Origin of the sequence: Enterococcus saccharolyticus subsp. saccharolyticus (assembly GCF_029023825.1) — a bacterium.
In the GTDB taxonomy this organism is placed as follows: Bacteria; Bacillota; Bacilli; order Lactobacillales; family Enterococcaceae; genus Enterococcus_F; species Enterococcus_F saccharolyticus.
Genome location: NZ_CP118957.1, coordinates 2,597,501 through 2,622,437 on the forward strand (window position 1 = coordinate 2,597,501; position 24,937 = coordinate 2,622,437).

Annotated in this window: 23 protein-coding genes, 1 rRNA gene and 1 other annotated feature (1 of these 25 only partly in view); of the genes, 6 read left to right on the forward strand and 18 right to left on the reverse strand. The window is 37.5% G+C overall.

Annotation, left to right across the window (positions count from 1 at the left end):
* A 16S ribosomal RNA gene (locus tag PYW32_RS13180) occupies positions 1–1,239 on the reverse strand; it reaches 319 nt to the left of the window's first position.
* 708 nt (positions 1,240–1,947) lie between these two features.
* On the opposite strand from PYW32_RS13180, the gene croR reads away from it, so the two are divergent.
* The 4 genes from croR to PYW32_RS13200 all read left to right on the forward strand — a co-directional run bounded on the left by croR (position 1,948) and on the right by PYW32_RS13200 (position 6,947).
* On the forward strand, positions 1,948–2,637 hold the full coding sequence (gene croR / locus PYW32_RS13185; protein ID WP_016176012.1) for a response regulator transcription factor CroR: 690 nt from the start codon (positions 1,948–1,950) through the stop codon (positions 2,635–2,637).
* Positions 2,627–3,808 (forward strand): sensor histidine kinase, encoded by a 1,182-nt coding sequence (locus PYW32_RS13190; protein WP_016176013.1) that lies wholly within the window; start codon positions 2,627–2,629, stop codon positions 3,806–3,808. The genes croR and PYW32_RS13190 overlap by 11 nt, the downstream gene beginning before the upstream one ends.
* A gap of 37 nt (positions 3,809–3,845) precedes the next feature.
* Positions 3,846–4,045, forward strand: a binding site (T-box leader).
* A gap of 59 nt (positions 4,046–4,104) precedes the next feature.
* Entirely contained in the window at positions 4,105–5,379 is a 1,275-nt protein-coding gene (gene serS, locus PYW32_RS13195; protein WP_016176014.1) for a serine--tRNA ligase, read from the forward strand.
* Between the two features lie 110 nt (positions 5,380–5,489).
* Entirely contained in the window at positions 5,490–6,947 is a 1,458-nt protein-coding gene (locus PYW32_RS13200; RefSeq protein ID WP_016176015.1) for a polysaccharide deacetylase family protein, read from the forward strand.
* A 45-nt stretch (positions 6,948–6,992) separates the two neighbouring features.
* Here PYW32_RS13200 and guaB read toward each other — a convergent pair whose 3' ends face one another.
* The 10 genes from guaB to PYW32_RS13250 all read right to left on the reverse strand — a co-directional run bounded on the left by guaB (position 6,993) and on the right by PYW32_RS13250 (position 15,556).
* Positions 6,993–8,477 (reverse strand): IMP dehydrogenase, encoded by a 1,485-nt coding sequence (gene guaB / locus PYW32_RS13205; RefSeq protein WP_016176016.1) that lies wholly within the window; start codon positions 8,475–8,477, stop codon positions 6,993–6,995.
* Between the two features lie 164 nt (positions 8,478–8,641).
* Positions 8,642–9,334 carry a DUF1129 domain-containing protein gene (locus PYW32_RS13210; RefSeq protein WP_016176017.1) on the reverse strand — a complete coding sequence of 231 codons (693 nt, stop codon included), beginning with the start codon at positions 9,332–9,334 and terminating at the stop codon, positions 8,642–8,644.
* Between the two features lie 102 nt (positions 9,335–9,436).
* Positions 9,437–10,549, reverse strand: a complete 1,113-nt coding sequence (gene ychF / locus PYW32_RS13215) for a redox-regulated ATPase YchF (RefSeq protein WP_016176018.1) — start codon at positions 10,547–10,549, stop codon at positions 9,437–9,439.
* A 7-nt stretch (positions 10,550–10,556) separates the two neighbouring features.
* A complete protein-coding gene (locus PYW32_RS13220; protein ID WP_016176019.1) occupies positions 10,557–10,745 on the reverse strand; it encodes a DUF951 domain-containing protein in 189 nt (62 codons plus the stop codon).
* A gap of 16 nt (positions 10,746–10,761) precedes the next feature.
* Positions 10,762–11,640: a ParB/RepB/Spo0J family partition protein gene (locus tag PYW32_RS13225; RefSeq protein ID WP_016176020.1), complete on the reverse strand. Its 879-nt coding sequence runs from the start codon at positions 11,638–11,640 to the stop codon at positions 10,762–10,764.
* On the reverse strand, positions 11,630–12,394 hold the full coding sequence (locus tag PYW32_RS13230; RefSeq protein WP_016176021.1) for a ParA family protein: 765 nt from the start codon (positions 12,392–12,394) through the stop codon (positions 11,630–11,632). The genes PYW32_RS13225 and PYW32_RS13230 overlap by 11 nt, the downstream gene beginning before the upstream one ends.
* 11 nt (positions 12,395–12,405) lie before the next feature.
* Complete coding sequence (gene rsmG / locus PYW32_RS13235; RefSeq protein ID WP_016176022.1) at positions 12,406–13,122, reverse strand: 16S rRNA (guanine(527)-N(7))-methyltransferase RsmG; 717 nt, start codon at positions 13,120–13,122, stop codon at positions 12,406–12,408.
* Positions 13,123–13,273: 151 nt separating this feature from the next.
* Complete coding sequence (locus PYW32_RS13240) at positions 13,274–14,098, reverse strand: DUF6612 family protein (RefSeq protein ID WP_016176023.1); 825 nt, start codon at positions 14,096–14,098, stop codon at positions 13,274–13,276.
* A 115-nt stretch (positions 14,099–14,213) separates the two neighbouring features.
* Complete coding sequence (locus tag PYW32_RS13245) at positions 14,214–14,792, reverse strand: nitroreductase family protein (protein ID WP_016176024.1); 579 nt, start codon at positions 14,790–14,792, stop codon at positions 14,214–14,216.
* A 125-nt stretch (positions 14,793–14,917) separates the two neighbouring features.
* A complete protein-coding gene (locus PYW32_RS13250; protein WP_016176025.1) occupies positions 14,918–15,556 on the reverse strand; it encodes a FusB/FusC family EF-G-binding protein in 639 nt (212 codons plus the stop codon).
* 495 nt (positions 15,557–16,051) lie between these two features.
* On the opposite strand from PYW32_RS13250, the gene PYW32_RS13255 reads away from it, so the two are divergent.
* The gene (locus PYW32_RS13255; RefSeq protein ID WP_016176026.1) at positions 16,052–17,575 is read left to right on the forward strand and encodes a class I adenylate-forming enzyme family protein; all 1,524 of its coding nucleotides are present in this window, start codon (positions 16,052–16,054) and stop codon (positions 17,573–17,575) included.
* Positions 17,576–17,624: 49 nt separating this feature from the next.
* Here PYW32_RS13255 and PYW32_RS13260 read toward each other — a convergent pair whose 3' ends face one another.
* From PYW32_RS13260 to mnmE, 3 genes are all read right to left on the reverse strand, one after another.
* Positions 17,625–17,951 carry a DMT family transporter gene (locus tag PYW32_RS13260; RefSeq protein WP_016176027.1) on the reverse strand — a complete coding sequence of 109 codons (327 nt, stop codon included), beginning with the start codon at positions 17,949–17,951 and terminating at the stop codon, positions 17,625–17,627.
* 65 nt (positions 17,952–18,016) lie between these two features.
* Positions 18,017–19,921 carry a tRNA uridine-5-carboxymethylaminomethyl(34) synthesis enzyme MnmG gene (gene mnmG / locus PYW32_RS13265; protein ID WP_016176028.1) on the reverse strand — a complete coding sequence of 635 codons (1,905 nt, stop codon included), beginning with the start codon at positions 19,919–19,921 and terminating at the stop codon, positions 18,017–18,019.
* Between the two features lie 16 nt (positions 19,922–19,937).
* Positions 19,938–21,332, reverse strand: a complete 1,395-nt coding sequence (mnmE, locus tag PYW32_RS13270) for a tRNA uridine-5-carboxymethylaminomethyl(34) synthesis GTPase MnmE (protein ID WP_016176029.1) — start codon at positions 21,330–21,332, stop codon at positions 19,938–19,940.
* 238 nt (positions 21,333–21,570) lie between these two features.
* Here mnmE and PYW32_RS13275 point away from each other — a divergent pair, with 238 nt between their 5' ends.
* Positions 21,571–21,903 carry a heavy metal-binding domain-containing protein gene (locus PYW32_RS13275; protein ID WP_016176030.1) on the forward strand — a complete coding sequence of 111 codons (333 nt, stop codon included), beginning with the start codon at positions 21,571–21,573 and terminating at the stop codon, positions 21,901–21,903.
* Positions 21,904–22,071: 168 nt separating this feature from the next.
* Here PYW32_RS13275 and jag read toward each other — a convergent pair whose 3' ends face one another.
* From jag to rpmH, 4 genes are all read right to left on the reverse strand, one after another.
* Entirely contained in the window at positions 22,072–22,845 is a 774-nt protein-coding gene (gene jag, locus PYW32_RS13280; protein ID WP_016176031.1) for an RNA-binding cell elongation regulator Jag/EloR, read from the reverse strand.
* Positions 22,846–22,862: 17 nt separating this feature from the next.
* Positions 22,863–23,690 carry a YidC/Oxa1 family membrane protein insertase gene (locus PYW32_RS13285; RefSeq protein WP_016176032.1) on the reverse strand — a complete coding sequence of 276 codons (828 nt, stop codon included), beginning with the start codon at positions 23,688–23,690 and terminating at the stop codon, positions 22,863–22,865.
* A 19-nt stretch (positions 23,691–23,709) separates the two neighbouring features.
* Positions 23,710–24,045 (reverse strand): ribonuclease P protein component, encoded by a 336-nt coding sequence (gene rnpA, locus PYW32_RS13290; protein WP_016176033.1) that lies wholly within the window; start codon positions 24,043–24,045, stop codon positions 23,710–23,712.
* A 120-nt stretch (positions 24,046–24,165) separates the two neighbouring features.
* Positions 24,166–24,300, reverse strand: a complete 135-nt coding sequence (rpmH, locus tag PYW32_RS13295; RefSeq protein WP_002293121.1) for a 50S ribosomal protein L34 — start codon at positions 24,298–24,300, stop codon at positions 24,166–24,168.
* Between the last annotated feature and the right edge of the window lie 637 nt (positions 24,301–24,937).

The window sequence follows — 24,937 nt, forward strand, 5'->3', positions numbered from 1 at the left end:
AGCCCAGGTCATAAGGGGCATGATGATTTGACGTCATCCCCACCTTCCTCCGGTTTGTCACCGGCAGTCTCGCTAGAGTGCCCAACTAAATGATGGCAACTAACAATAGGGGTTGCGCTCGTTGCGGGACTTAACCCAACATCTCACGACACGAGCTGACGACAACCATGCACCACCTGTCACTTTGTCCCCGAAGGGAAAGCTCTATCTCTAGAGTGGTCAAAGGATGTCAAGACCTGGTAAGGTTCTTCGCGTTGCTTCGAATTAAACCACATGCTCCACCGCTTGTGCGGGCCCCCGTCAATTCCTTTGAGTTTCAACCTTGCGGTCGTACTCCCCAGGCGGAGTGCTTAATGCGTTTGCTGCAGCACTGAAGGGCGGAAACCCTCCAACACTTAGCACTCATCGTTTACGGCGTGGACTACCAGGGTATCTAATCCTGTTCGCTCCCCACGCTTTCGAGCCTCAGCGTCAGTTACAGACCAGAGAGCCGCCTTCGCCACTGGTGTTCCTCCATATATCTACGCATTTCACCGCTACACATGGAATTCCACTCTCCTCTTCTGCACTCAAGTCTCCCAGTTTCCAATGACCCTCCCCGGTTGAGCCGGGGGCTTTCACATCAGACTTAAGAAACCGCCTGCGCTCGCTTTACGCCCAATAAATCCGGACAACGCTTGCCACCTACGTATTACCGCGGCTGCTGGCACGTAGTTAGCCGTGGCTTTCTGGTTAGATACCGTCAAGGGATGAACATTCTCTTCTCATCCTTGTTCTTCTCTAACAACAGAGTTTTACGATCCGAAAACCTTCTTCACTCACGCGGCGTTGCTCGGTCAGACTTTCGTCCATTGCCGAAGATTCCCTACTGCTGCCTCCCGTAGGAGTCTGGGCCGTGTCTCAGTCCCAGTGTGGCCGATCACCCTCTCAGGTCGGCTATGCATCGTTGCCTTGGTGAGCCGTTACCTCACCAACTAGCTAATGCACCGCGGGTCCATCCATCAGTGACGCAAAAGCGCCTTTCAGCTTTCTCTCATGCGAGAAAAAGCGTTATGCGGTATTAGCACCTGTTTCCAAGTGTTATCCCCCTCTGATGGGCAGGTTACCCACGTGTTACTCACCCGTTCGCCACTCCTCTTTTCCAATGAACCGAAGTTCGGCGGAAAAGAAGCGTTCGACTTGCATGTATTAGGCACGCCGCCAGCGTTCGTCCTGAGCCAGGATCAAACTCTCATAAAAAAATTTGAAACAATCTTACGATTGTTAAGCTCATAAAAATTAACTTTGCTAGCTATTTGCTTGCTTGTTGTATAACTTCTACCTCGTAGAAGTGTCCTACACAATTGGTTCGTTTGCTTACTTTGTTCAGTTTTCAAAGGTCTACATTTGCTGTATTAGCAACTTTTAAATCATATCAGATTAACAAATGAATGTCAACTGTTTTATTTAAAAGTTTGTTAAGTAAAATTAAATCACTCAACAGCAACTTAATCATATTAACAAATGAATTGTTATTTGTCAACAACTTTTTTCAATTAATTTAGTTAGTGTATCAACTTATTTAATTGTTTTGTTTTTGACGACTTTGTTATAATATCATTTGTCATTTGCTTCGTCAACTCTTTTTTTCAAAAAAGTTAATGATTTGTTTATCGCTGAGGACATGTAATAATATACCAAGTTTTCCATTATTCGTCAACAGAAAAAACATTGATACAGCAACGTTTCTGATTACATCCCTTTCTTTTATAATCACCTCTGTTTTTGTTCGTTTTTATCTAAAAATATCGAGACTATTTTCTATTTCAACAACGCAATGTTCGTCTTTGTCTTTTGTTCTCTTTTATAATTCCTTATATTCTCTAAAGATTAAGTGGAAATTTATCTATTTTTACTGTTTTTTGATAAAATACAATTAAATACTATTGTTCTATAGGAGGACATTATATGAAAATTTTAGTCGCAGATGATGATAAAGAGATTGTTGAACTGATTAGTATCTACTTACATAATGAAGGATACGAACCAGTAAAAGCTTACGATGGGAAAGAAGCACTATCGAAAGTTCGCACAACACCAGATATTGAACTATTAATCTTGGATATTATGATGCCCGAAGTGGATGGTATGCAAGTTGTAAAAACACTTCGCAAAGAATCACAAATTCCAATCATTATGTTAACTGCCAAAACGACAGACATGGATAAAATTAAAGGATTGGTTGCTGGTGCTGATGACTATGTTACAAAACCTTTTAATCCCTTAGAAGTCATGGCTCGCGTGAAGTCGCTATTACGTCGCACAAAAATGCAAGTTGCTTCTGCCCAACCCGATGTATTAGAAGTCAGTTCGTTGATTATCAATCGTGATTCACATGAAGTAAAGACCATCGATGGGAAAGAGATTCAATTAACTGCTTTAGAATTTGGGATTTTATATTTACTTGCGTCACATCCAAATCGTGTCTTTAGCGCAGATGAAATTTTTGAGCGTGTTTGGAAACAAGAAAGTGTTGTCTCCGCAAAAACAGTTATGGTGCATGTTAGCCATTTACGCGACAAGATTGAAGAAGCAACTGGTGGCGAAAAAATCATTCAAACCGTATGGGGAGTTGGATACAAAATAGATGCAAAATAAAGCAGAAAAAAGAAAACGAATCACGCTTACGTCAAAAGAAATCAGTGAACTGTTTGCCGAAGCTATTATTACGATTATCCTACTGGTGATTGTAAATATTGCTATTTTGATGATTCTTTCTTCTATTGTAACAAACACACCTGCGTTAAATGAAGCAATCTTTGAATCACGTAATAGTTTCGTTGAAAATTTCGACACCGAAATCTTTTTAAGTGGAAAAAATATTTTAGTACCTGTTTTTCTAGTGTTAGACATTGCGTTTTTATATTGGCGTTTAATTCGTCGTTATCGCCAAATGCAACTACGACACATTATTAGTGAACTTCACTATATTGCAGAAGGAAATTATGATCATCGCATTCCGTTTGAATTGCGTGGCGATTTGAATCGTGTTGTAAGTAGTATTAATGGATTAGTGGATAGTACTGTGGCGGCAATTGAAGAAGAAAGAAAGATTGAAAAATCCAAAGACGAACTGATTACCAATGTTAGTCACGATATTCGAACCCCTCTAACCTCTATTATTGGGTATTTAGGATTAATCGAAGATCGACAATATCATTCAGAAGAAGATTTATTAAAATATACCCACACAGCATATGTCAAAGCCAAACAAATGAAATCGCTCGTTGATGATTTGTTCGAATATACTAAAGTCAGACAACCTAGTGTACCAGTCAATCTGATTAAATTTGATATGGTACAACTGGTGGAGCAATTAGCTGCTGATTTTGAATTAGAGGCAAGCAAAAAAGGCATCGAAGTGCAAACAATTGCGCGTCCTGCTCAAATTTTAATGGATGGAGATACGGAAAAATTAGTCCGTGTCTTTAATAACCTATTAACCAATGCTTTAAAATATGGAAAAGGTGCAACGAAAATTGTGATAGATGTCGAAAAAGTGGGAACAGAAGTAGTGATAACTGTTAAAAATAATGGCAAAATGATTCCTAAACGGGCACTTGATTCACTTTTTGATCGCTTTTATCGAGTGGAAGAATCCCGTTCACAAGAAACCGGTGGTACTGGTCTAGGATTAGCTATTGCACAAAGCATTGTTGCTTTACATGGTGGCTACATTTATGCCAAATCATCCCATGCCTGGACAGCATTTATCATTCATCTGCCAGTACATCGGAATAAACTACCGTATCCTAAGAACAACGGTTGACGAAAACACAAAATTCGGCTATGCTAAAACCAATTAAATAAAGAATATGCAAAGAACCTAGTACAAGTTAGTCTGCTTATAGAGAGCTGATGGTTGGTGGAAATCAGTAGTTGTTAATTTGGAATCCAGTTCTTAGATGCGTCTTTTGAAAGAAAGAACCTTCCCTCAGGTTACGAGGTCAAGTGCGGCTATTTGCCGAACTTGGGTGGCACCGCGAACAACTATTTCGTCCCAAGCTATTTTGCTGGGGATGGAATAGTTTTTTTATTTTATTCATATATATAGGAGGAAAAGTGATGTTAGATATTAAAATGATTCGTCAAAATTTCGATACTGTCCAAGAAAAGTTAAAGACACGTGGGATTTCAGAAGAAGTTCTTGCTGAGTTTCTAAAGTTAGATGAAGATCGTCGTAGTTTATTAGTGCAGGTAGAAGACTTAAAGAAATACCGAAATGATGTTTCTGCAGAAATTGCACAATTGAAACGAAATAAAGAAGATGCAGCAGCTAAAATTGCCGAAATGAAAGAAGTTGGTGGCAAAATTAAAGCGTTGGATAGTGAAGTGAACCAAATCGATGAACAATTAAAGGTCATTGCTACGACACTACCAAATATTCCACATGAAAGTACACCAATTGGCAAAGATGAAGATGATAATGTTGAAGTTCGTCGTTGGAGTGAACCAAAAACATTAGATTTTGAAGCAAAACCTCACTGGGAAATTGCGGAAAACTTAGGCATCTTAGATTTTGAACGTGGGGCCAAAGTTTCTGGTAGCCGTTTTGTTTACTATACTGGTTTAGGCGCTCGTTTGGAACGCGCTTTGTATAATTTCATGTTAGACCAACACATCTATGAACATGGTTATACAGAAATGATTACACCTTATGCAGTAAATAGCCAAGCAATGTTTGGTACAGGTCAATTTCCAAAATTTAAAGAAGATGTTTTCCAATTAGAAAATACTGACTTAACGTTAATTCCCACTGCGGAAGTCCCATTAACCAACTACTATAGTAATGAAATTTTAGATCAAGAACAATTACCGATTTATTTCACTGCATTAAGTCCAGCTTTCCGTTCAGAAGCCGGCAGTGCTGGTCGTGATACCCGTGGTTTAATTCGATTGCACCAATTTAATAAAGTAGAAATGGTTAAATTCAGCGATGCGCAACATTCTTATGAAGAATTAGAAAAAATGACTGCAGATGCAGAATCAATTTTACAAAAATTAGACTTGCCTTATCGTGTCATGGCATTGTCAACCGGTGATATGGGCTTCTCTGCTGCGAAAACATATGATTTGGAAGTTTGGATTCCCGCACAAGATACGTACCGCGAAATCAGTTCTTGTTCAAACTGTGAGGATTTCCAAGCGCGTCGTGCCATGATTCGTTACCGCGATGCTGAAAACAAAATCCAATATGCGCATACTTTAAATGGTTCAGGCTTAGCTGTTGGTCGGACAGTTGCTGCTGTTCTAGAAAATTATCAAAATGCCGACGGAAGTGTAACGATTCCAGAAGTATTGGTGCCATATATGGGTGGTTTAACAAAAATCGAAAAATAGACTATTAACCGTAAACGATACTTTCGTTTGCGGTTTTTTCATTGATTGAATATTTTAATCGTGTTACATTGATAATGATTACTTTTTAGAAAAACGAAAGAAGAGAAATTATGACTACAGAAAATAAAGAAAATAGACGCAGCAACCGACACTCAAAACAATCGTTCAATAGCCCTCGTGATTTTTTATGGATTTTCTTTCTGGTTGGCGTACTAATGCTTGTCAGTTATGGTACTTATACTGTATATAACAAAATAAAAGACCATGAATTACAAGAAAACTTAGAAAATCAAACTAGTCAGCTAGTCGCGCAAATTGATACCGAGCTAGAAAAAAATGACCTTCCTAGTGAGAAAAAAGAACATGACAGCAATACTATCAAAGAAATTATTTATCTTCCTAAAGAAACGGAGAAACTCCCTTATAAAAATACGGAAGAACAATTAACACATTTAATGAAACAAGAAAGCAAAAAATTAAAACACCCTAAGCAAGCTGTTGTTGTGGGTTGTGTGGAAAAACAAACACATACCGATCAACTTTCTAGCTACGCATTACATGTAGAAACGTATGATTGGAAAACAAAAGAGCAAACATTCCAAAAAGAACAAGAACGCACTGAAAAAGAAATTTATGTCAATACAGATTCTGGCGAAGAAATTACTGCGAAAGCATTGATTGGTTCTAAAGCCAATTTATTAGGTATTCAACAAGTCATTCAACAAAAATTATTGGATGATGCCGAAAATCCGCAAGAAATTTTAGACGCGGTCTTAGCTCTACCAAGATTTGATTTTAAAGATGCGACTTATACACCCGAACATTTACAAATCAACTTACCAAAAAATGAGACTGGCGTAGATGAAGTGACTCTTGCCTATCGTGATATTCAAGCCTTTATCCAAACAGACTTAGTTGATCCGAATCAATTGGCGGAAGAATCGACTGATTTAGACCCAAATAAAAAATATGTCTCTTTAACCTTTGATGATGGTCCTGGTGCTGAAACCACACCTCGTCTCTTACAAATTTTAGCAGAGAAAAATGTCAAAGCCACTTTCTTTATGTTAGGGCAAATGGCAGAAGAGTTCCCACAAATAGTGAAAGATGTCTATGAACAAGGGCATGAGATTGCAAGTCATTCATATTCACATCCACAATTAAATGCGATTCCAAAAGAAGAATTACTTGAACAAGTTCGCATGACGGATAAAGCCATTTACAATGCAGCAGGGATTTTACCTCGAACATTACGTCCACCATATGGTGCGATTAGTCCTGAATCTGCGGATATCATCGGTAAGCCAATTATTCAATGGGATATCGATTCTTACGATTGGGATTCTAAAAATACAAATGCCGTGATTGATCGTGTGAACCAAACTTCTTTTGAAGGTGGAATTATCTTAATGCATGATATTCATCCTACAACAATTGATGCAGTTGGTACAGTGATTGATAACTTACGTGCACAAGGGTATGAATTTGTGACAACAAGTCAATTACTAGAACAAAAAGAAAAACCATTGTATCAATATTTTGGACAAAAAGACGCTCGTGAAATTTAATAAAAAACCCGTTGATTCCTACGAAAGGAAACAACGGGTTATTTTTTATGATTCGATAGAATAGTTTGGCGCTTCTTTTGTAATTTGGACATCATGTGGATGTGATTCTTTCAGTCCATTTCCACTCATTTGAATGAATTGTGCGTTGTCACGTAGTTCTTTCAAGTTCCCTGCACCAACGTACCCCATTCCAGATTTTAACCCACCAATCATTTGGAAGATAATATCTGCTGCGCTACCTTTATAAGCTACACGTCCTTCGATACCTTCTGGAACTAATTTATTTGCTTCATTGACGCCCCCTTGGAAATAACGGTCGCTTGAACCTTTTTCCATTGCGCCCAATGAACCCATTCCACGGTATGTTTTAAAACGACGTCCTTGGAAGATTTCAAATTCACCTGGAGACTCGTCTGTACCAGCTAACATACTACCTAGCATAACTGCAAATCCACCAGCAGCTAACGCTTTTACGATATCACCAGAATATTTAATCCCACCGTCAGCAATGATTGCTTTGCCATATTGGCGCGCAACTGATGCGGCATCATAAATTGCTGTTAATTGAGGAACCCCAACACCAGCTACGACACGCGTTGTACAGATTGAACCAGGTCCAATACCAACTTTTACTACGTCAACGCCTGCATCATATAAGGCTTTTGTTCCTTCCCCAGTTGCTACGTTTCCAGCAATTAAAGTTGCTTCAGGGAATTCTGCACGAATTTCTTCGATTTTGCGTAACACACCGGCACTGTGTCCATGTGCTGTATCAATCACAATCGCGTCAGCCCCCGCATCTAATAAGGCTTGGGCACGTTCAAACGTATCACTTGTGACACCAACTGCTGCAGCAACTAATAAACGGCCATGTTCATCTTTCGCTGCATTCGGGAACTCAATCACTTTTTCAATATCTTTGATGGTAATTAAGCCACTTAAACGACCTTCTTCATCAACGATTGGTAATTTTTCAATTTTATGTTTTTGTAAGATTTTCTCTGCATCTTTTAAAGATGTTCCAACAGGTGCCGTGACTAAGTCTTCTTTTGTCATTACATCGTAAATTGGAATGTTGTAATCTGTCACAAAACGTAAATCACGGTTTGTCATAATTCCGACGAGTTTGCGGTTTTCCATAGTCTCTACAACAGGAACCCCACTAATACGGTAACGGCTCATTAATTCTTCGGCATCAGCAACTAAATGGTCAGGTGTTAAGAAGAATGGATCAATAATAACACCACTTTCAGAACGTTTTACTTTACGTACTTCATCTGCTTGAGCAGCAATACTCATATTTTTATGAATAACACCTAAACCGCCTTGGCGTGCCATCGCAATCGCCATTTTACTATCTGTTACGGTATCCATACTGGCACTAATAATTGGAATATTCAATTTGATATTCTTCGCTAATTGAACACTCATATCAACATCATTTGGCAATACATGACTTTCAGCGGGTATCAGCAATACATCATCAAAAGTCAATCCTTTTTTCACGAACTTTGTTTCCCAGTTGGACATTTTCGTAACCACTCCTCAAATTTTTTATATTTTAATGAAAATAGCAAAAATTATACCATAAGTCAACTATTCAAAATAAAAAGATAGATTCGCTTAGAAAACAGTAAGAAAAAACGAACAAACTATCTTTTCTTTCTCAGAAATGATCTTTTGTTCGTTTCCTATTATTTTCGTGGTACAGACAAACTTCCCACGATATTGTATTTTTTCTTCAAGTAGTAACGTAATCCAATCGCTACTGCACCGATGACAGCTAAAATAATTGGATCAAGTACGATATTGATAGATGTTGGCAGTAATGATGTTACTGCAATTGTTGCAATCCATAAGAAGAATGAGCCCATTAAGATTAACATAATCTTCCACATTTTCGGACGTTGTGATTTGTCTGCGCCTGGACGTTCATATTGATACATGTATTTGTACATAATATAAAAGACCCAACCACCGACCATCGCCATTGAAATGAACGTGATAATTCCATACACTTGTGCACTATCACGAGCAAAGAGACCCATAATGCCCATCATGATACCGAAAATACCTAAGATTAATAACGTATTATCTAACCACATCATAACAGGTTTTGTTTCTTTGACTTCTTCTGGTTTATTTAAGATTGCTTCTGTTCGTTCAGAAACCGTACCAAACAATTGGCGCGCAGTACGTCCGCCTTTTTGTTCTTTGACTAAAATAGGTAATATTTCGTGTAAAGCAATGGCTTTTTCTTCTTCCGATAAATTCGCTGCTTCTAATGATTTTTTTAAATCAAATATATACTGTTGGTTTCTTTTTGTTAATTGTTTTTCTAATTCACGATTTTCTGAAACATATCCTCGCAGAGTTTCTGGTTCCATGACTCTCGGTTCTCCCTTCGCCTTCCCTAACAACATTTCCACAGGCTATTTTAACATACTAGCTCCTTAGTTTGGTAGCCTTTTAATGCAAAAATCGTTGGTTTATACATTAAAGCGGAATAACATAACATCGCCATCTTGTACAATATATTCTTTTCCTTCTAAACGCACACGTCCAGCTTCTTTAGCAGCTTGCATGTTGCCATATTTATCTAAGTCTTCAAAAGAGACTGTTTCAGCGCGGATAAAACCACGTTCAAAGTCAGAATGGATGATCCCTGCTGCTTGAGGTGCTTTAATTCCTTTACGGAACGTCCATGCACGTACTTCTTGTTCACCAGCTGTAAAGTATGTTGCTAAACCTAATAAATCATATGCCGCGCGAATTAATTGATCCAATCCAGATTCTTCAATTCCTAAAGCTTCCAAGAATTCTACTTTGTCTTCTTCATCTAATTCGGCAATTTCTTCTTCGGCACGTGCACTTACGATAATCACTTCCGCATTTTCACTTTTCGCAAATTCACGAACTTGTTTCACATACTCATTGCTGTCAGCATCAGCGACTTCATCTTCAGAAACATTGGCTACATATAACACTGGTTTTGTTGTTAATAAGAACAATGTTTTCACGATTTTTTCTTCTTCTTGAGTGAATTCAATCGTACGTGCAGACAATCCTTCTTCTAAGACAGGTTTGATTTTATCCAAGATTGCTAATTCAGCTAAGGCATCTTTATCTTTTGTTTTCGCAATCTTGGCAACACGTGTATAACGTTTATTGACTGAATCTAAATCAGCTAAAATCAACTCTAAATTGATGGTATCAATATCCGCTAATGGATCAACAAAATCGGCTTCACGGTTTTGTTCACGCATAATATTTTCATCATCAAAACAACGAACAACGTGACAGATGGCATCTACTTGACGAATATGGCTTAAGAATTGATTTCCTAATCCTTCACCTTTACTAGCACCTTTTACAATACCTGCGATATCAGTAAATTCAAATGTGGTTGGCACAGTTTTCTTTGGATTCACCAATTCTGTTAATCGTTGCAAACGCCAGTCGGGTACTTCTACCATTCCTACGTTAGGGTCAATTGTTGCAAAAGGATAGTTTGCTGCTTCTGCACCAGCTTTTGTAATCGCGTTAAATAAAGTTGATTTTCCTACGTTCGGTAAACCAACGATTCCAGCTGTTAATGCCATGTTTTCTTCACTCTTTCTCTTTTTTTTCTAGAATTTTTTTCATTTTCTTTTCGAATTCGCGACGCGGTAACATTACAATATGTCCGCATTTTTCGCATTTTATTTTGATGTCAGCGCCCATACGGATAATTTCCCAACGGTTCGTTTGACATGCATGTGGTTTTTTCATTTCTACTTTATCGCCTAAGTCATACATAGATTTCTCTCCTTACTTATGCTTCATCAAAATGAATGTCTAAAATATCTAAAATTCGTGTCAAATCACTTTGAGACAAATATTCGATTTCAATCTTACCTTTGCCTTCTTTTTCTTGAATCTCAACGCTTGTCCCAAATTTATCCATCAAACGGTCTTCACTTTCACGAAGGTAATACGGTTTTTCTTTGACGATACGAGGAACTTTTTTCTTATCTTTGGATTCATTCATCGTTGAAACAAGTTGTTCTAATTGACGAACAGTTAAATTTTCTTTGACACAACGATTGGCTAATTTTAAAATTTGTTCTTTGTTTTTTAAGCCTAATAATGTCCGTGCTTGTCCCATTGACAAACGCTCATCTTGCATCATTTCTTTGACGAGTTGCGGCAATGATAATAAGCGTAAATAATTGGCGATATACGGACGACTTTTCCCTAATCGTTCAGCCACTTCGGCTTGCGTCAGCTTCAAATTCTTCATTAGCATATCATAGGCTTCGGCTTCTTCCAACGGATTCAAATCTTCTCGTTGTAAATTTTCCAAAACCGCTACTTGCATCATTGCTTCTTCATCAAAATCACGAATGATTGCAGGAATGGTTTCTCTTTGTGCTAATTTTGAAGCTCGAAAGCGACGTTCACCAGCGATAATTTCATAACCTTTTACTGCTGATTTGCGTACAATAATTGGTTGAAATACACCCGATTGTTCAATCGAGTTCGCTAATTCTTGCAAAGAAACTTCGTCAAACGTTTTGCGTGGTTGATAGGGATTCGGGCGTAGTTCATTCAAAGAAAGTTCTAAGACTTCATCTTTTTTTACATCCACTTCTTCAAGTTCTTGAAACAAAGCGTCAATGCCTTTACCTAAACTTTTCCCTTTATTTTTCACGAGCTAACACTTCCTTTGCTAATGCCTGATACACTTCTGCACCTTTTGAACGTAAGTCATAATCAACAATCGATAAACCATAACTTGGTGCTTCAGACAAGCGAATATTTCGAGGGATCACCGTTTGATATACTTTCTCTTGGAAATAACGACGAACATCTTCAACGACTTCGCTACTCAAATTCGTTCGTGCATCAAACATCGTTAATAAGACACCTTCAATTTCTAATTCTGGATTAAAGTGCTTTTGAACCAAGCGAACGGTATTCAACAATTGACTTAATCCTTCTAACGCATAATATTCACACTGTACCGGAATCAAAATAGAATCACTCGCAGTAAACGCGTTAATTGTCAGTGAACCTAATGATGGGGGACAATCAATTAAAATATAATCGTATTGTGCAGTTACTTCTTGTAAAGCGGATTTCAGGCGTGTTTCGCGAGCCATTTTCGTCGCTAATTCAATTTCAGCACCCGCTAATTGAAGAGTGGCAGGAACGATATCTAAATTTTCTCTTGAACTAGCTAAAATTGTGTCACGAATCGGTGCATCATTGACAATCACATCATAAATATCTGTCAATACGTCTGCTTTTTTAATTCCGACACCACTTGTCGCATTGCCTTGTGCATCAATGTCTACTAGTAAAACTTTTTTGCCAACATAGGCTAAACATGCTCCTAAGTTGACCGTCGTGGTGGTTTTACCAACGCCACCTTTTTGGTTTGCAACAGAGATAATTCGTGCCATGGCTCTTCCTCCTACTTAATTGGCTGCTTGTTTGGTAATCCTGGTTTTCTAGGATATTTTTTTGGTGTTTCTTTTTTCTTTTCAATAATCAACGTATGGCGTTCATCATGGGTTACAGGCAAATGAATTTCTTTGTCTTCAATAAATTTTCCGCCTAAAATTGCAATTGCCGGTTTTGCCTCTGTTAATTCTTCTTCGCTTTTGGCTGCTTTCAGCGCAAAGAAAAAGCCATCTTTTTTCACCAATGGCAAACATAACTCCGTCAATACATTCAAACGGGCCACGGCACGGGCGGTGACATAATCATATGCCGCACGATGCGCTGGGTTTTGTCCAAATGTTTCAGCACGGTCATGAAATAAAGACACACCATTTAAACCTAGTTCATTGACTAACGTTTGTAGAAAAGTAATTCGTTTATTTAATGAATCAACAATTGTAATTTTCAATTCTGGAAAAACAATTTTCAAAGGAATACTTGGAAAGCCCGCACCTGAACCAACGTCACATAAAGAAGCTTGTTCATTCAATGGCACTGATAACGCCAAAGTAATTGAATCATAAAAATGTTTCAAATACACTTCTTTTTTCTCGGTAATCGCAGTCAAATTCATCTTTTCGTTCCACTCAACCAATAGTTCATAGTAGCGCTCAAATTGTTCCAGTTGTGTTTGGTTCAACGTAATACCTTGCGTACGTAATTCTTGTTGAAATTCTTCAGGTAACATATCCATTTCCTTTCTTTTCGTGAAACAAAAAATGTTTCACAGACTAGTTACTACTTTAACGCAAAACCTACAATCATGCAATAGTTTCAACTATAAGAATACGCAAAAAAAAGATGTATGAGCTTATAACTCACACATCTTTTTAAGGAATTTATTCAGCAACATTTGGTAACTCAATCGGTTCTACTTGATTAATTTTATCAAAGGTACCTGTTTGATCCATTTTAGCAGCAATTTTATAGCCATCTGATTCTACTTCATAATCCATAGTAGACGTAAAGGATACAGGTAAGAATGTTTCTTTACTAATGATTGACTCATAAGAAAAATCATTGATTTTCATTTGTTCCATCATGCTTGACATATCTGCTTCCGCACCAGTATTTCCAGAAGCTAAAACTTTCTCAGCTAAGTCTTTCCATTCTTCTCCACTACCCGCAAACGAAAGAACGTAATTATCGCCAGCTTCTGTCATCTCCACTTTATCTTGGTATTCTTCAAAGGAATCAAAAATTTCTGAAGAAGAATACGTGTCGATTAAACTGTCTACATCCACTCCCGCTGTATCTAGTGGTTGTTTTTGCCATGTTTCTGAACCAGGTACTTGGAAGTACATCGCTTCTTTGTCCATATAACTGGTCATAATTTGTGCTTGACCATCTACTGGAAAACTTGTTTCAGTTTTCATTACAAAAGGATCTAATGTATATTGAACGACTGTTGTGGTATCCACTTTGTTTTCTTGCTCGTTCATCTTCATATCCATCTTGATATCCATTGTCATTTCAGCGCTCTTAATATTTTGTGAGGCTTCCGAAGCTTTTTGCAAGACTTCTTCCTTAGACAAATTCCCTGCTTGTTGTTTTTCAGAGGTCGCGACTGTTTCGTTTGTTGTTACTTGTTCCTTGTTATTACACGCAGATAAAGCAATTGCGCATAAAGCAATCGACGCCCACACTAACTTTCTTTTTTTCATCGTTGTTCCCTCCTAAAAGAATTTGCTACTCCTTTATTGTAACATGTGATCGCTTTATTTTCTTTCCTAATGTTCAAAAATAAAAATACACCAAGCTGTAACTTGGTGTATTTCCTTATAACAAAGGCGTTGCCCACGTTTTAACATCTGTTCGTTTGGCTTTATTTTTTTTCACTTCTGGATCAGGGTACCCTAATCGATAGTTTGCAATGAGTTCATAATTCTCTGGAAAACCTAAACGTTTCGCTAATTCTTGATCCATCACAAATTTACTGGACACCCAAAAACCAACTAAACCGACTTCATAAGCTAATAGTGAGAAATTTTGAATCAACGCAGCCGTTGCTTGAATCGAGTCGGAGTCTAATCGTGGATTCTCAGGAATGATTTCTCTAGCAAAAAGAATCGTTGCTGGCGCATTTTTTAAGAGATTCGTCATCTTTTTTGTCATTTTTTCCCGACTTGCCTCATCATGAATGATGCCATTCTCTTCATATCGTTTAATTACTTCATTATATAAAAACTCTTTTTCTTCATCCGTTGTAATAATCTTTGCTTGCCAAGGTTCACGTTTATGAAAAGGCGCAAAGCAGGCTTTTTCTAATAGTTCATAAATCAATGCTTGCGGTACTTCTTTACTTAAACTTTTTTTCGATGTGCGACATTCCACAATTGCTTCACTTACTGTAACCATTTTATTTCCTCCTTTTGAGAACCATTCTCACCTACTAGTTTACTGAGAATAAAATGAGAAAACAACTATACGGCTTGAATAAGCAACAATAAAAAGGCTTGCGTGGGTTACGCAAACCTTTCAAGCTATTTCATTTGATTGATAAACGTATAAAATGAACTAATATCATGCAGTTGATGATTGCATTGCTCACTATCCGCACAGATATAGTTTCCTTTTTTGGTATACGTACCATCACCACTTGTTTTGGTAGTTGCCAAAAACATCGACACATTTGAGACTTTTTGACAAATCGAACAGACATTTTTTAGGATAGTCGGACTTAATTGTCCTGAAATTCCCTGTAATTTCTCTTCTTGATAGTATAAAATAAACTTCTTTTGACTACCGGGATCATTCCAACCAATGTAAGAATGTTCTCGTAAATCAAGAGTTTCCCACGCTGGAATTTTTAATTTTTTAGTTTTTCTAAAAGCTTTTTCAATTTGTTTATTTGATGGCTGCTTAAAAGAAATGACACATTCCTTTAACGTGTCAAAATAACTATCCGTTTTCGCTCGTGTCAGTGACTTATCCAAAATAAACGTTTTTAATGCTTCAATTTCTGGATATTTTTCTGGAATAATTTCATCGATTTTCTCCATCGTAACGGCTTGAATCGTTTGAATTGTTTCACGATCATTAACAGAATGATACGAGTTAATAAGATATTGGACTTGCTTTTGAATAGCAAAATATTGATATGGTTGGATTATTGGGTTCATTATAATTTTCCTTTCTTCAAACACATAGATGCTTTGAAGAAATATGACAAAGCATCCGAATTAACGTTCAGCAATTTGTCTTTCTATAGAAGATACAGTGCGTACCATTCTATCATCCCCTTTAGTTGATTCAATTGTTTTACTGATTCATCATACGTTGAAACATACGAAATATCAATTGAAATGTTTCACGTGAAACACTCGTATTTTCTAATTACAAGAATTTGTGAAAAACATGTTTTTATATTGTGTTTTTTTCTCAATCACTTTCTATGGATACTTCCTTTTTTGAATCGCTTTTATTATTCTAAGATAAAACGTATGCCGCTTGCCTTCAATTATCAAAAAGATTAATTTTAATTTTTTCATTCCATCGCCTCTTATTATCCGAAACGAATTGTCTACTTTTTCCCAAAAGATTTCTATTTTAATTGTATAATTAATCACAAATCATGTTATGATAAAGAAAATATTTTCTTAAAGGAGTCTTTTTTTATGGATCAGTATCAACCTGTAAATTTATACACCAATTACGAACAAGCCGCTCTGAACTATCCTCATCAAGCAATTATTCTTGACGAAAGTTTACCCGCTTTTCCAGATTTACCGCTAGAAACAACTTATGCTGAAAGCTTGTCTAGCATTAAACAACGGGCCTACCAATTAGCTAAATTAGGTGTAGCAGCAACCGATAAAGTAGTTATTTTTAAAAGCCCTAAATTTGATACCTATTTATTAGCTACGGCGGTTTCTTATTTAGGAGCAATCCCCGTGATGGTTTCTTATCACTTTCCGATAGCTACAATGGCTGTTTTTGTGGAAAGGCTGGAAGATCCATTTATCATTTTTGATGAACAAACAACAGCAACTGTCAAAGCAATTGCAAATAGTTCTAGCGATAGACAAATCGCCGTTACTGATTTACTGCAACAATCTGCTTTACAAGTTCCCCAAGTCAGACTTGATGTTGATGCCATTAGCTATATGACTCACACATCCGGAACTACTGGCATTCCAAAACTAATTTGTCATTCAGCCAATTCTATGGGATGGCGGACCTTATGGCAACGAACGATTTTTGAAAAGATACAGTCTAAAGAACTACTTGCTTTCCATATTTCGCCAGTCCATTCTCGCTATAATATCGGCATGACATCCGCAATGGCCATGGGTTTCCCCTTAATGCCTTTAAATACTGCTGATAGTCAAAAAGTCGCAACGATGTTAACTCGTTATCAACCAATTGCCCTAGAAACTCATCCTAATAATTTTGTACAATGGTCTTTTTATGCGCAAGAACATCCGAAAGCTTTTCAAAGTATTCGTTATTATCATTCCACGTTTGATGCAATCAACAATCAAACGATGGCTCGCTTTTTAGAAGCTTCTGGCGATGAACAAGCTGTTTTCCTACAAGTGTATGGACAAAGCGAATGCGGCCCTATGATTCTAAAAAAACATACTCGTGAGTCCTTAAAAGAAAATGATGCGCGTGATATGGGCATTGGCTTAGAAGGTCTCACACAAGCGCGTATTGCGGATAAAAATGGGCAGCCGTTACCTATCCATACAGACGGACACATTCAATTTTTATCAAAAGGTCGCGCTTTAACGTATTACAAAGAAGATGCCCGTTTCCAAACAACAGTTTATGATGAATGGTGGGATAGTGGCGATTACGGCATGATTGATGCGAACGGTCATCTATTCCTGAAAGACCGTCAAGTCGATGTCATTGAGAAAATCAATAGCAATTTAGCCATTGAGGACTATCTTCTAGATCACTTAGATTTTCTGGAAGAAGTTGTGATTGTACGTGATAAAAATCAACAACCACAACCGATTATCGCCGTAGCCCCTGACAAGGAAATGAATTGGGATGCTTGGTGGAAAAAAATTGCTGATTTGCCTCATTTGAATCAACCACTTTTGCGAACCTTTGATGAAATTCCTCGGACTGCTACCATGAAAGTACAGCGACTACAAATTGAACAAGCACTAAAAAACAATTCATTTTAACCACAAAACACCCGAGCGACATATACGCTCGGGTGTTTCACATGAAACATTAACTATGACTACCACCATATATATTGACTAAAATAGTTCCAATAATGATCAAAGACAAGCCGATGATAGTTGGTAAATTCACGGATTCTTTCCAATAAAAAACTGAAAATAAGGTAATAAAAATAACCCCCACTGCACCCCATACAGCATACGCAACACCTAATGGCATAAATTTGATTGCTTTTGATAAAGCATAAAAGCAAACAAAATAAAGCACTAAACAACTCACAGTTGGAAATAACTTAGTAAATCCATTGGTTGCCTTTAATAAATTGGTCGCGATGACCTCACTGACAATCGCAATAAATAAATACATATATGCCATGACTTTTTCCTCCTTAAACTTGAGAAGAAGCACTAGAATTGCTACGCAATTCTAGTGCTTCTTGTTTATTTTACTTCTGAAGTTGTTTTCGCAATTTTCCCTTGTTCGATATACACCATCAAAATGCTCAAATCGGCAGGATTGACGCCACTAATACGACTTGCTTGAGCAATGGTTTCTGGTTGAATTTTTTGCAATTTTTGTTTCGCTTCCGTTGCTAAACCATTGATTGCTGTATAATCAATATTTTCTGGAATGCGTTTAGCTTCCATGCGTTTTAGTTTTTCAACTTTTTCCATCGCTTTTTTGATGTAACCTTCGTATTTAATTTGAATTTCGACTTGTTCAATTTCACGATTGGTTAATGCATCATTCGCTGGAATAAACGGCGCAATTTCTTGATAACCAATTTCTGGACGACGTAAGATTTCATTGGCTAATACGCCATCTTTTAAGGTTGCTGAGCCTTTTGCTTCTAAAAAGGCTTGGACTTCTTTCGTTGGTTTAATACGAATCCCTTTCAAGCGCTCAATTTCCGCTTCAACGGCCGCTTTTTTAGTGACATATTCTTGGTATTGACCTGCTTTTACTAAGCCAATTTCATGACCCATTTCTGTTAAACGCAAATCAGCATTATCATGACGTAACAATAAACGATACTCTGCCCGAGAAGTTAGTAGACGATAAGGTTCATTCGTTCCTTTTGTGACTAAATCATCAATCATGACACCGATATAACCGTCACTACGTTTTAACACTAACGGTTCTTTACCTTGAATTTTCAAAGCAGCATTAATTCCAGCAATCAATCCTTGTCCAGCAGCTTCTTCATACCCACTTGTTCCGTTGGTTTGACCAGCAGTGTAAAGATTTTCAATGACTTTTGTTTCTAATGTTGGGCGCAATTGATGAGGCACCACTACATCGTATTCAATGGCATAACCAGTACGCATCATTTCAGCTTTTTCCAAACCAGCAATGGAATGTAAGACATCTTCTTGTACATCTTCTGGTAAAGAAGATGACAAGCCTTGCACATAAACTTCTTCGGTATTTAAGCCTTCTGGTTCTAAGAATAATTGATGACGTTCTTTATCCGCAAAACGGACAATTTTATCTTCAATCGATGGACAGTAACGCGCACCAACACCTTCCACAATTCCAGTAAACATTGGGGCACGGTGCAAGTTTGCTTGAATAATTTGATGCGTTCCTGGATTGGTGTATGTTAACCAACAAGGAATTTGTTCTTGTTTATAGGCACTATCTGGAGTGCTAAAGCTAAAATGATTAGGTATTTCATCGCCCGGTTGAATTTCTGTCACGCTATAATCAATCGTACTTGATTTCACACGTGGGGGCGTTCCTGTTTTGAAACGTTCAATTTCTAGCCCTAATTCTTTTAAATTATCCGCTAAGGCAACAGATGGTTGCGAGTTATTGGGTCCAGAAGAATACTTCAATTCACCAATAATAATTTCACCACGTAATGCAGTTCCTGCTGTAATAACAACTGCTTGTGCGTCATAACGAGCGCCAGTTGCTGTAACAACCCCTTTACAAACACCATCTTCAACAATCAATCGTTCAACGATTCCTTGACGTAATGTCAAATTTTCTTCATTTTCAATAGTATGCTTCATTTCTGTAGCATACGCATGTTTGTCGGCTTGTGCACGTAACGCACGCACAGCTGGGCCTTTTCCGGTATTTAGCATACGCATTTGAATATAGGTTTTATCGATATTTTTGCCCATTTCTCCGCCGAGAGCATCAATTTCACGGACAACAACCCCTTTGGCTGGCCCACCAACAGAAGGATTACATGGCATAAAAGCCACCATATCTAAATTAATTGTGATTAATAACGTTTTATTTCCCATGCGGCTTGCGGCTAAAGCAGCTTCTGAACCAGCATGACCCGCACCGACAACAATGACGTCATATGCGCCACCTTGATATTCTTGCATTGTGTGACTTCCTTTCTTATTTTCCTAAACAGAATTGACTAAATAACTGGGTAATTAATTCATCTTGCACACTGTCACCAACAACTTCACCTAAATAGTCCCAACAGCGCGTCATATCCATTTGAACCAAATCAACAGGCATACCTGCCGCAATGCCATCCATCACTTCTCCTAATGCTTGAGAGGCATTTTCTAAAAGCGCAATATGACGTGTGTTCGACAAGTAAGACGCATCTTTATCTGCGGTTTGACCACCAAAGAATAAATCCGCAATTGCTTGTTCTAATTGCTCTAAACCATCATTTTGCAGAACAGACACTTCAAACACTGCATCGCCAGCTAAACATGCTGCTAACTCATCACGGTCTAATTGGGATGGTAAATCTGTTTTATTTAATAAAATAATCCGTTTGGCACCATCGGTTACTTCAATTAATTGGCGATCTTCTGGTGACAACACTTCACTTTGATTTAAAACCAACAAAATTAAATCTGCTTCGGATAATGCTTTGCGACTACGTTCAACACCAATTCGTTCGACAATATCTTCCGTTTCACGAATTCCAGCGGTATCGATCAATTTTAAAGGAACGCCACGAACATTGACGTATTCTTCAATCACATCACGTGTTGTTCCAGCAATATCCGTTACAATCGCTTTTTCTTCACGTAACAAATGGTTCAACAAGCTTGATTTACCGACATTTGGTCTGCCAATAATCGCTGTATTCAACCCTTCACGCAAAATTTTCCCTTGTTGTGCTGTTTGTAACAAGGCTTGAATTTGGGCTTGCACCTGTGTTGCTTTTTCTACTAACAAACGAGTCGTCATTTCTTCAACGTCATCGTATTCTGGATAATCAATATTGACTTCCACCTGTGCCAATGTTTCAAGGATTTCTTGACGCAACGCACGAATCAAATGCGATAGATTCCCATCTAATTGATTCAATGCTAAGTTCATTGCTTTGTCCGTTTTGGCACGAATTAAATCCATAACCGCTTCTGCTTGTGACAGATCGACACGTCCATTTAAAAAAGCACGCTTGGTAAATTCACCTGGTTCTGCTAAACGAGCACCTTGGCGTAATAACAGTTGTAAAATTTGATTCACAACGACAATACCACCATGACAATTAATTTCAATGACATCTTCTCTGGTAAATGTTTTAGGCGCACGCATCACGGATACCATCACTTCATCCACTAATTGCTCTGTTTGCGGATCATAAAGATGGCCATAATTAATGGTGTGACTTGCGACATCTGCTAATGACTTGTTTGCTTTGAATACTTTATCTGCGATTGTGACAGCTTGGTCGCCACTAAGACGCACAATACTAATCGCTCCTTCTCCTGGGGGAGTCGAAATCGCTGCAATCGTATCAAATTCTTGCGTAATTTCCGCCACGAATAGTCCCTCCTAATTTTCGACACAAAAAAAGTGCCCACTCCACCCGTCATTTTTCTACGGGTAGACTTCGCACTTTGACTGCTTGTCTGATTAAATTCTTGTCATAGAGTAGCATATTTTTCCAATGGTGACAAGTTTCCAACTCACTTTCACTTTTAACAAGTTAATTTTTGCGCAAACATCCAAAAAAAGCTAAAATATAGGTGCAAAGACTTGCGGAAAGAAGGGATCAGTTATGAATACTGAAGAAAACATCAATTACAAACACGGTGGCGATGAGCGTATCAATCGAATTATTTTATCTACAGGAAATGTAAATAAACCTTATGTTGTACGCGATATTGTTTTTGCGACAGCTAAGATTGAAGTAAATTTATTTGACCCAGCAAACAATCCAAACGAATTATTAGCTGATGTTGCTTATAAATTAAAAGAAACCGCCTATGAATATGGTGCAAATGCAGTGATTAACTGTCACTTTGAACACGAGCATATTGGCGATAACATCTTTGAAATTTTTGCGTATGGAACAGTTGTTCAGTTCACCCAATCAACAATTGGTGGTTAATTTTTTCCATAAAAAAAAGCCTGTCGAAAAGTCAGGCTTTTTTTATATCAAAGTATTTGCTCTGATAAGAATGATCTACTGTAGACTATACTTGTAAAAGAGAGTGAAGTCAAACCTCATTCCACAAAAAAACCGCTAAATCGATTCGAATCTAGCGGTTTTCACTATTTAAAAATATTTTTTCGCCGGTTCAACAACTAAATAACGATAAGGTTCATCGCCTTCAGAATGTGTTGTTACATAGTCTTTTTTGCTTAATGCCGCATGAATTTGTTTGCGTTCAAACGCAGGCATTGGTTCTAAAAAGACCGGTCTTCCTGTACGATCAACTTTTTCTGCCGTACGTTCAGCAAGACGTTGTAAAATAGCTTGGCGTTTTTCACGGTAGTTCCCTACATTCACAACAACGGATAATTTATTTTTAGCCACGCGATGAATAAATACTTGTGCAAGATATTGCAGGGCATTTAAGGTTTTTCCGTGCTTTCCAATTAAAATCCCTTGTTTTTGGGTTTCTAATTGAAAAACAATTGTCCCGTGTTCACGGGTTGTTTTTACTAGCGCAGGTGCATTTAATTCTCGAGAGATATTCGTTAAGTACAAAGCTAATTGCGTTAACGCTTCATCATCTTCTAAATTTTCTAAAACGGTGTTATCTGTTGGTACTTCAGATTCAACGGGGGCAACCGTTACATCTACTTCCATCACAGATTCAGTAGGTTCAGGTTCGACTACTTCATCAATGATTTCTTCAACAGTTTCCACAACTTCTTCTGTTAAGAGAGGTGTTAAAGAGACGCGGGCATTTTTTTTACCCATTCCTAAAAATCCCTTTTTCCCTTCATCTAATACATCAATGGTAACTTGACTTTCTGTTAATCCCAGTGCCCCAAGACCTGCAGAAATTGCTTCTTCGACTGTTTGACCTTCATAGATTGGCATCGTTTATGCTCCTTTCGTTATTTCTTACGTTTTTTCTTCGGATTTTGTGCTTTACGTAATGCACGTTCACGTTCTTTTTCTTGACGTACAACTTCTTCACGCTCGCGAATAATTTTATATGGGTTGTTAATCAACAATGTTTGACCCACTTGGAACGCATTAGAAACTACCCAGTAAAGTGATAACGCGCTTGGTAAGTTAATCCCCATGACTAAAATCATAATTGGCATCGTATACGTCATTATCTTCATACTTGGATTTGATTCCACTTGACTCATGCTTGATAAATACGTGCTACCAAAAGTAAAGACTGCCGCAAGAATTGGCAAGATAAAGTATGGATCAGGATTTCCTAACACATCCAACCACATGAAACTACCTTCTCTTAGTTCTGGTACACGAGAGATTGCTTGCCAAATCGCCATTAAAATAGGCATTTGCACAATTAATGGTAAGCATCCAGCATATGGATTCACACCATTTTCAGCATACAGACGTTGTTGTTCTTCACGTAATTTTTGTTGTGTCGCTGTATCTTTTGAAGAATATTGTTTTTGTAATTCTTTTAGTTTCGGTTGTAATTCTTGCGTTTTACGCATACTTTTTGTTTGGAAATTCATCAATGGTAATAAAATAATTCGGATAATCAATGTGAAAAGGATAATTCCTATCCCACGTGATCCACCAACTGACAACCATTTAATAGCTTCCGCAAAGTAATAAACAACGTATCTTTCCCAAAACCCAGTGCTTTGGGCAGAAACTTCGCTTGTTCCACAAGCTGATAATAATACTACTAATGATACAAGAGCCATCATCAGTAGGAGACGCTTTCTTTTTTTCACTGAACAATTTTCCTTTCCCTTAACTGATTATTTTTGCAAGTTTAAATACATGCAACAAATTCGAGTACACTTCTTGGGAAGATAAAGTTGAAACGGATGGTCTAGCGATGACGATAAAATCCAAATGTGGATTGATCATGTCTTTCATATCGAAAATACTGGCTCGAATTTTGCGTTTAACGGCATTTCGGGCAACTGCATTACCGATTTTTTTTCCGACAGAAATTCCTACGCGAAAATGTGGTTGTTCTTTAGGTAAAACATAGACCACAAATTTGCGATTCGCAAATGATTGTCCTGTTTGAAAAACTTTTTGAAATTCTTTCTCTTTTTTGACTCGATATGCCTTTCTCATGTCCTTTTCATCATTTCCTTCTACTTAGATACTCACTCACCAATAATACCATAATTTGTAATATCGGTTCAGCTTTTCAGCTAAAAAAGTGCATAAAAAAAACCACTGAGGTTCAGTGGCTTATGCAGAAAGAACCTTTCTGCCTTTACGACGACGGCTAGCTAAAACACGACGTCCATTTTTAGTGCTCATACGTTTACGGAATCCGTGAACTTTTTGACGTTTACGTTTATTTGGTTGATACGTTCTTTTCATTTATTTCCACCTCCAACAAATGTTCTGTTATCGATTACTTTACGACATACTTTGATAGTATAACTAGTTCTTCCTAGTTTTGTCAATAAAAAAGTGAAAATACCTTTTTGAAGAACCAAACAAGCCCTCTTTTACGTCCCTACTAATAGAGAAAGTCCTCTCCTAAGCTACTTGTTTCTCTTTAATTATCCCATCGAAAAAGAAAGATGCCTCGCTTTTTGAATCCTCTCTATTTATCCACACTCTTAAAATTTGATGGGGATTAGCCTGTGAAAAAGTTTTTTTCCCTTTTGAGTTATCCTTGAGTTATCCTCTAATTATGCACAAATTAACAGGGTGTGGATAAGTTATACACAAACCTTTATTTTCTGTGGATACATGTAAAGAAAGAGAGAAATAATAGCTTTTATAATCCACAGATGGCTGTTGATAACTTATTCGTTTTTATAGTTATTCACAATTTACATTTGTTTGTGGATAACCACTTTTCCACCTTGTGGATTTCTTTTTTCGATTTTATTCACACTGTGGAAAAATAAATTTTCTCATTTTCATTTGATACTGTGGAAAACTTAGTTAATCCATGATAAATTAGAACTACTATAACTTTATTGCCATCTTTACAGGAGGATTTGCG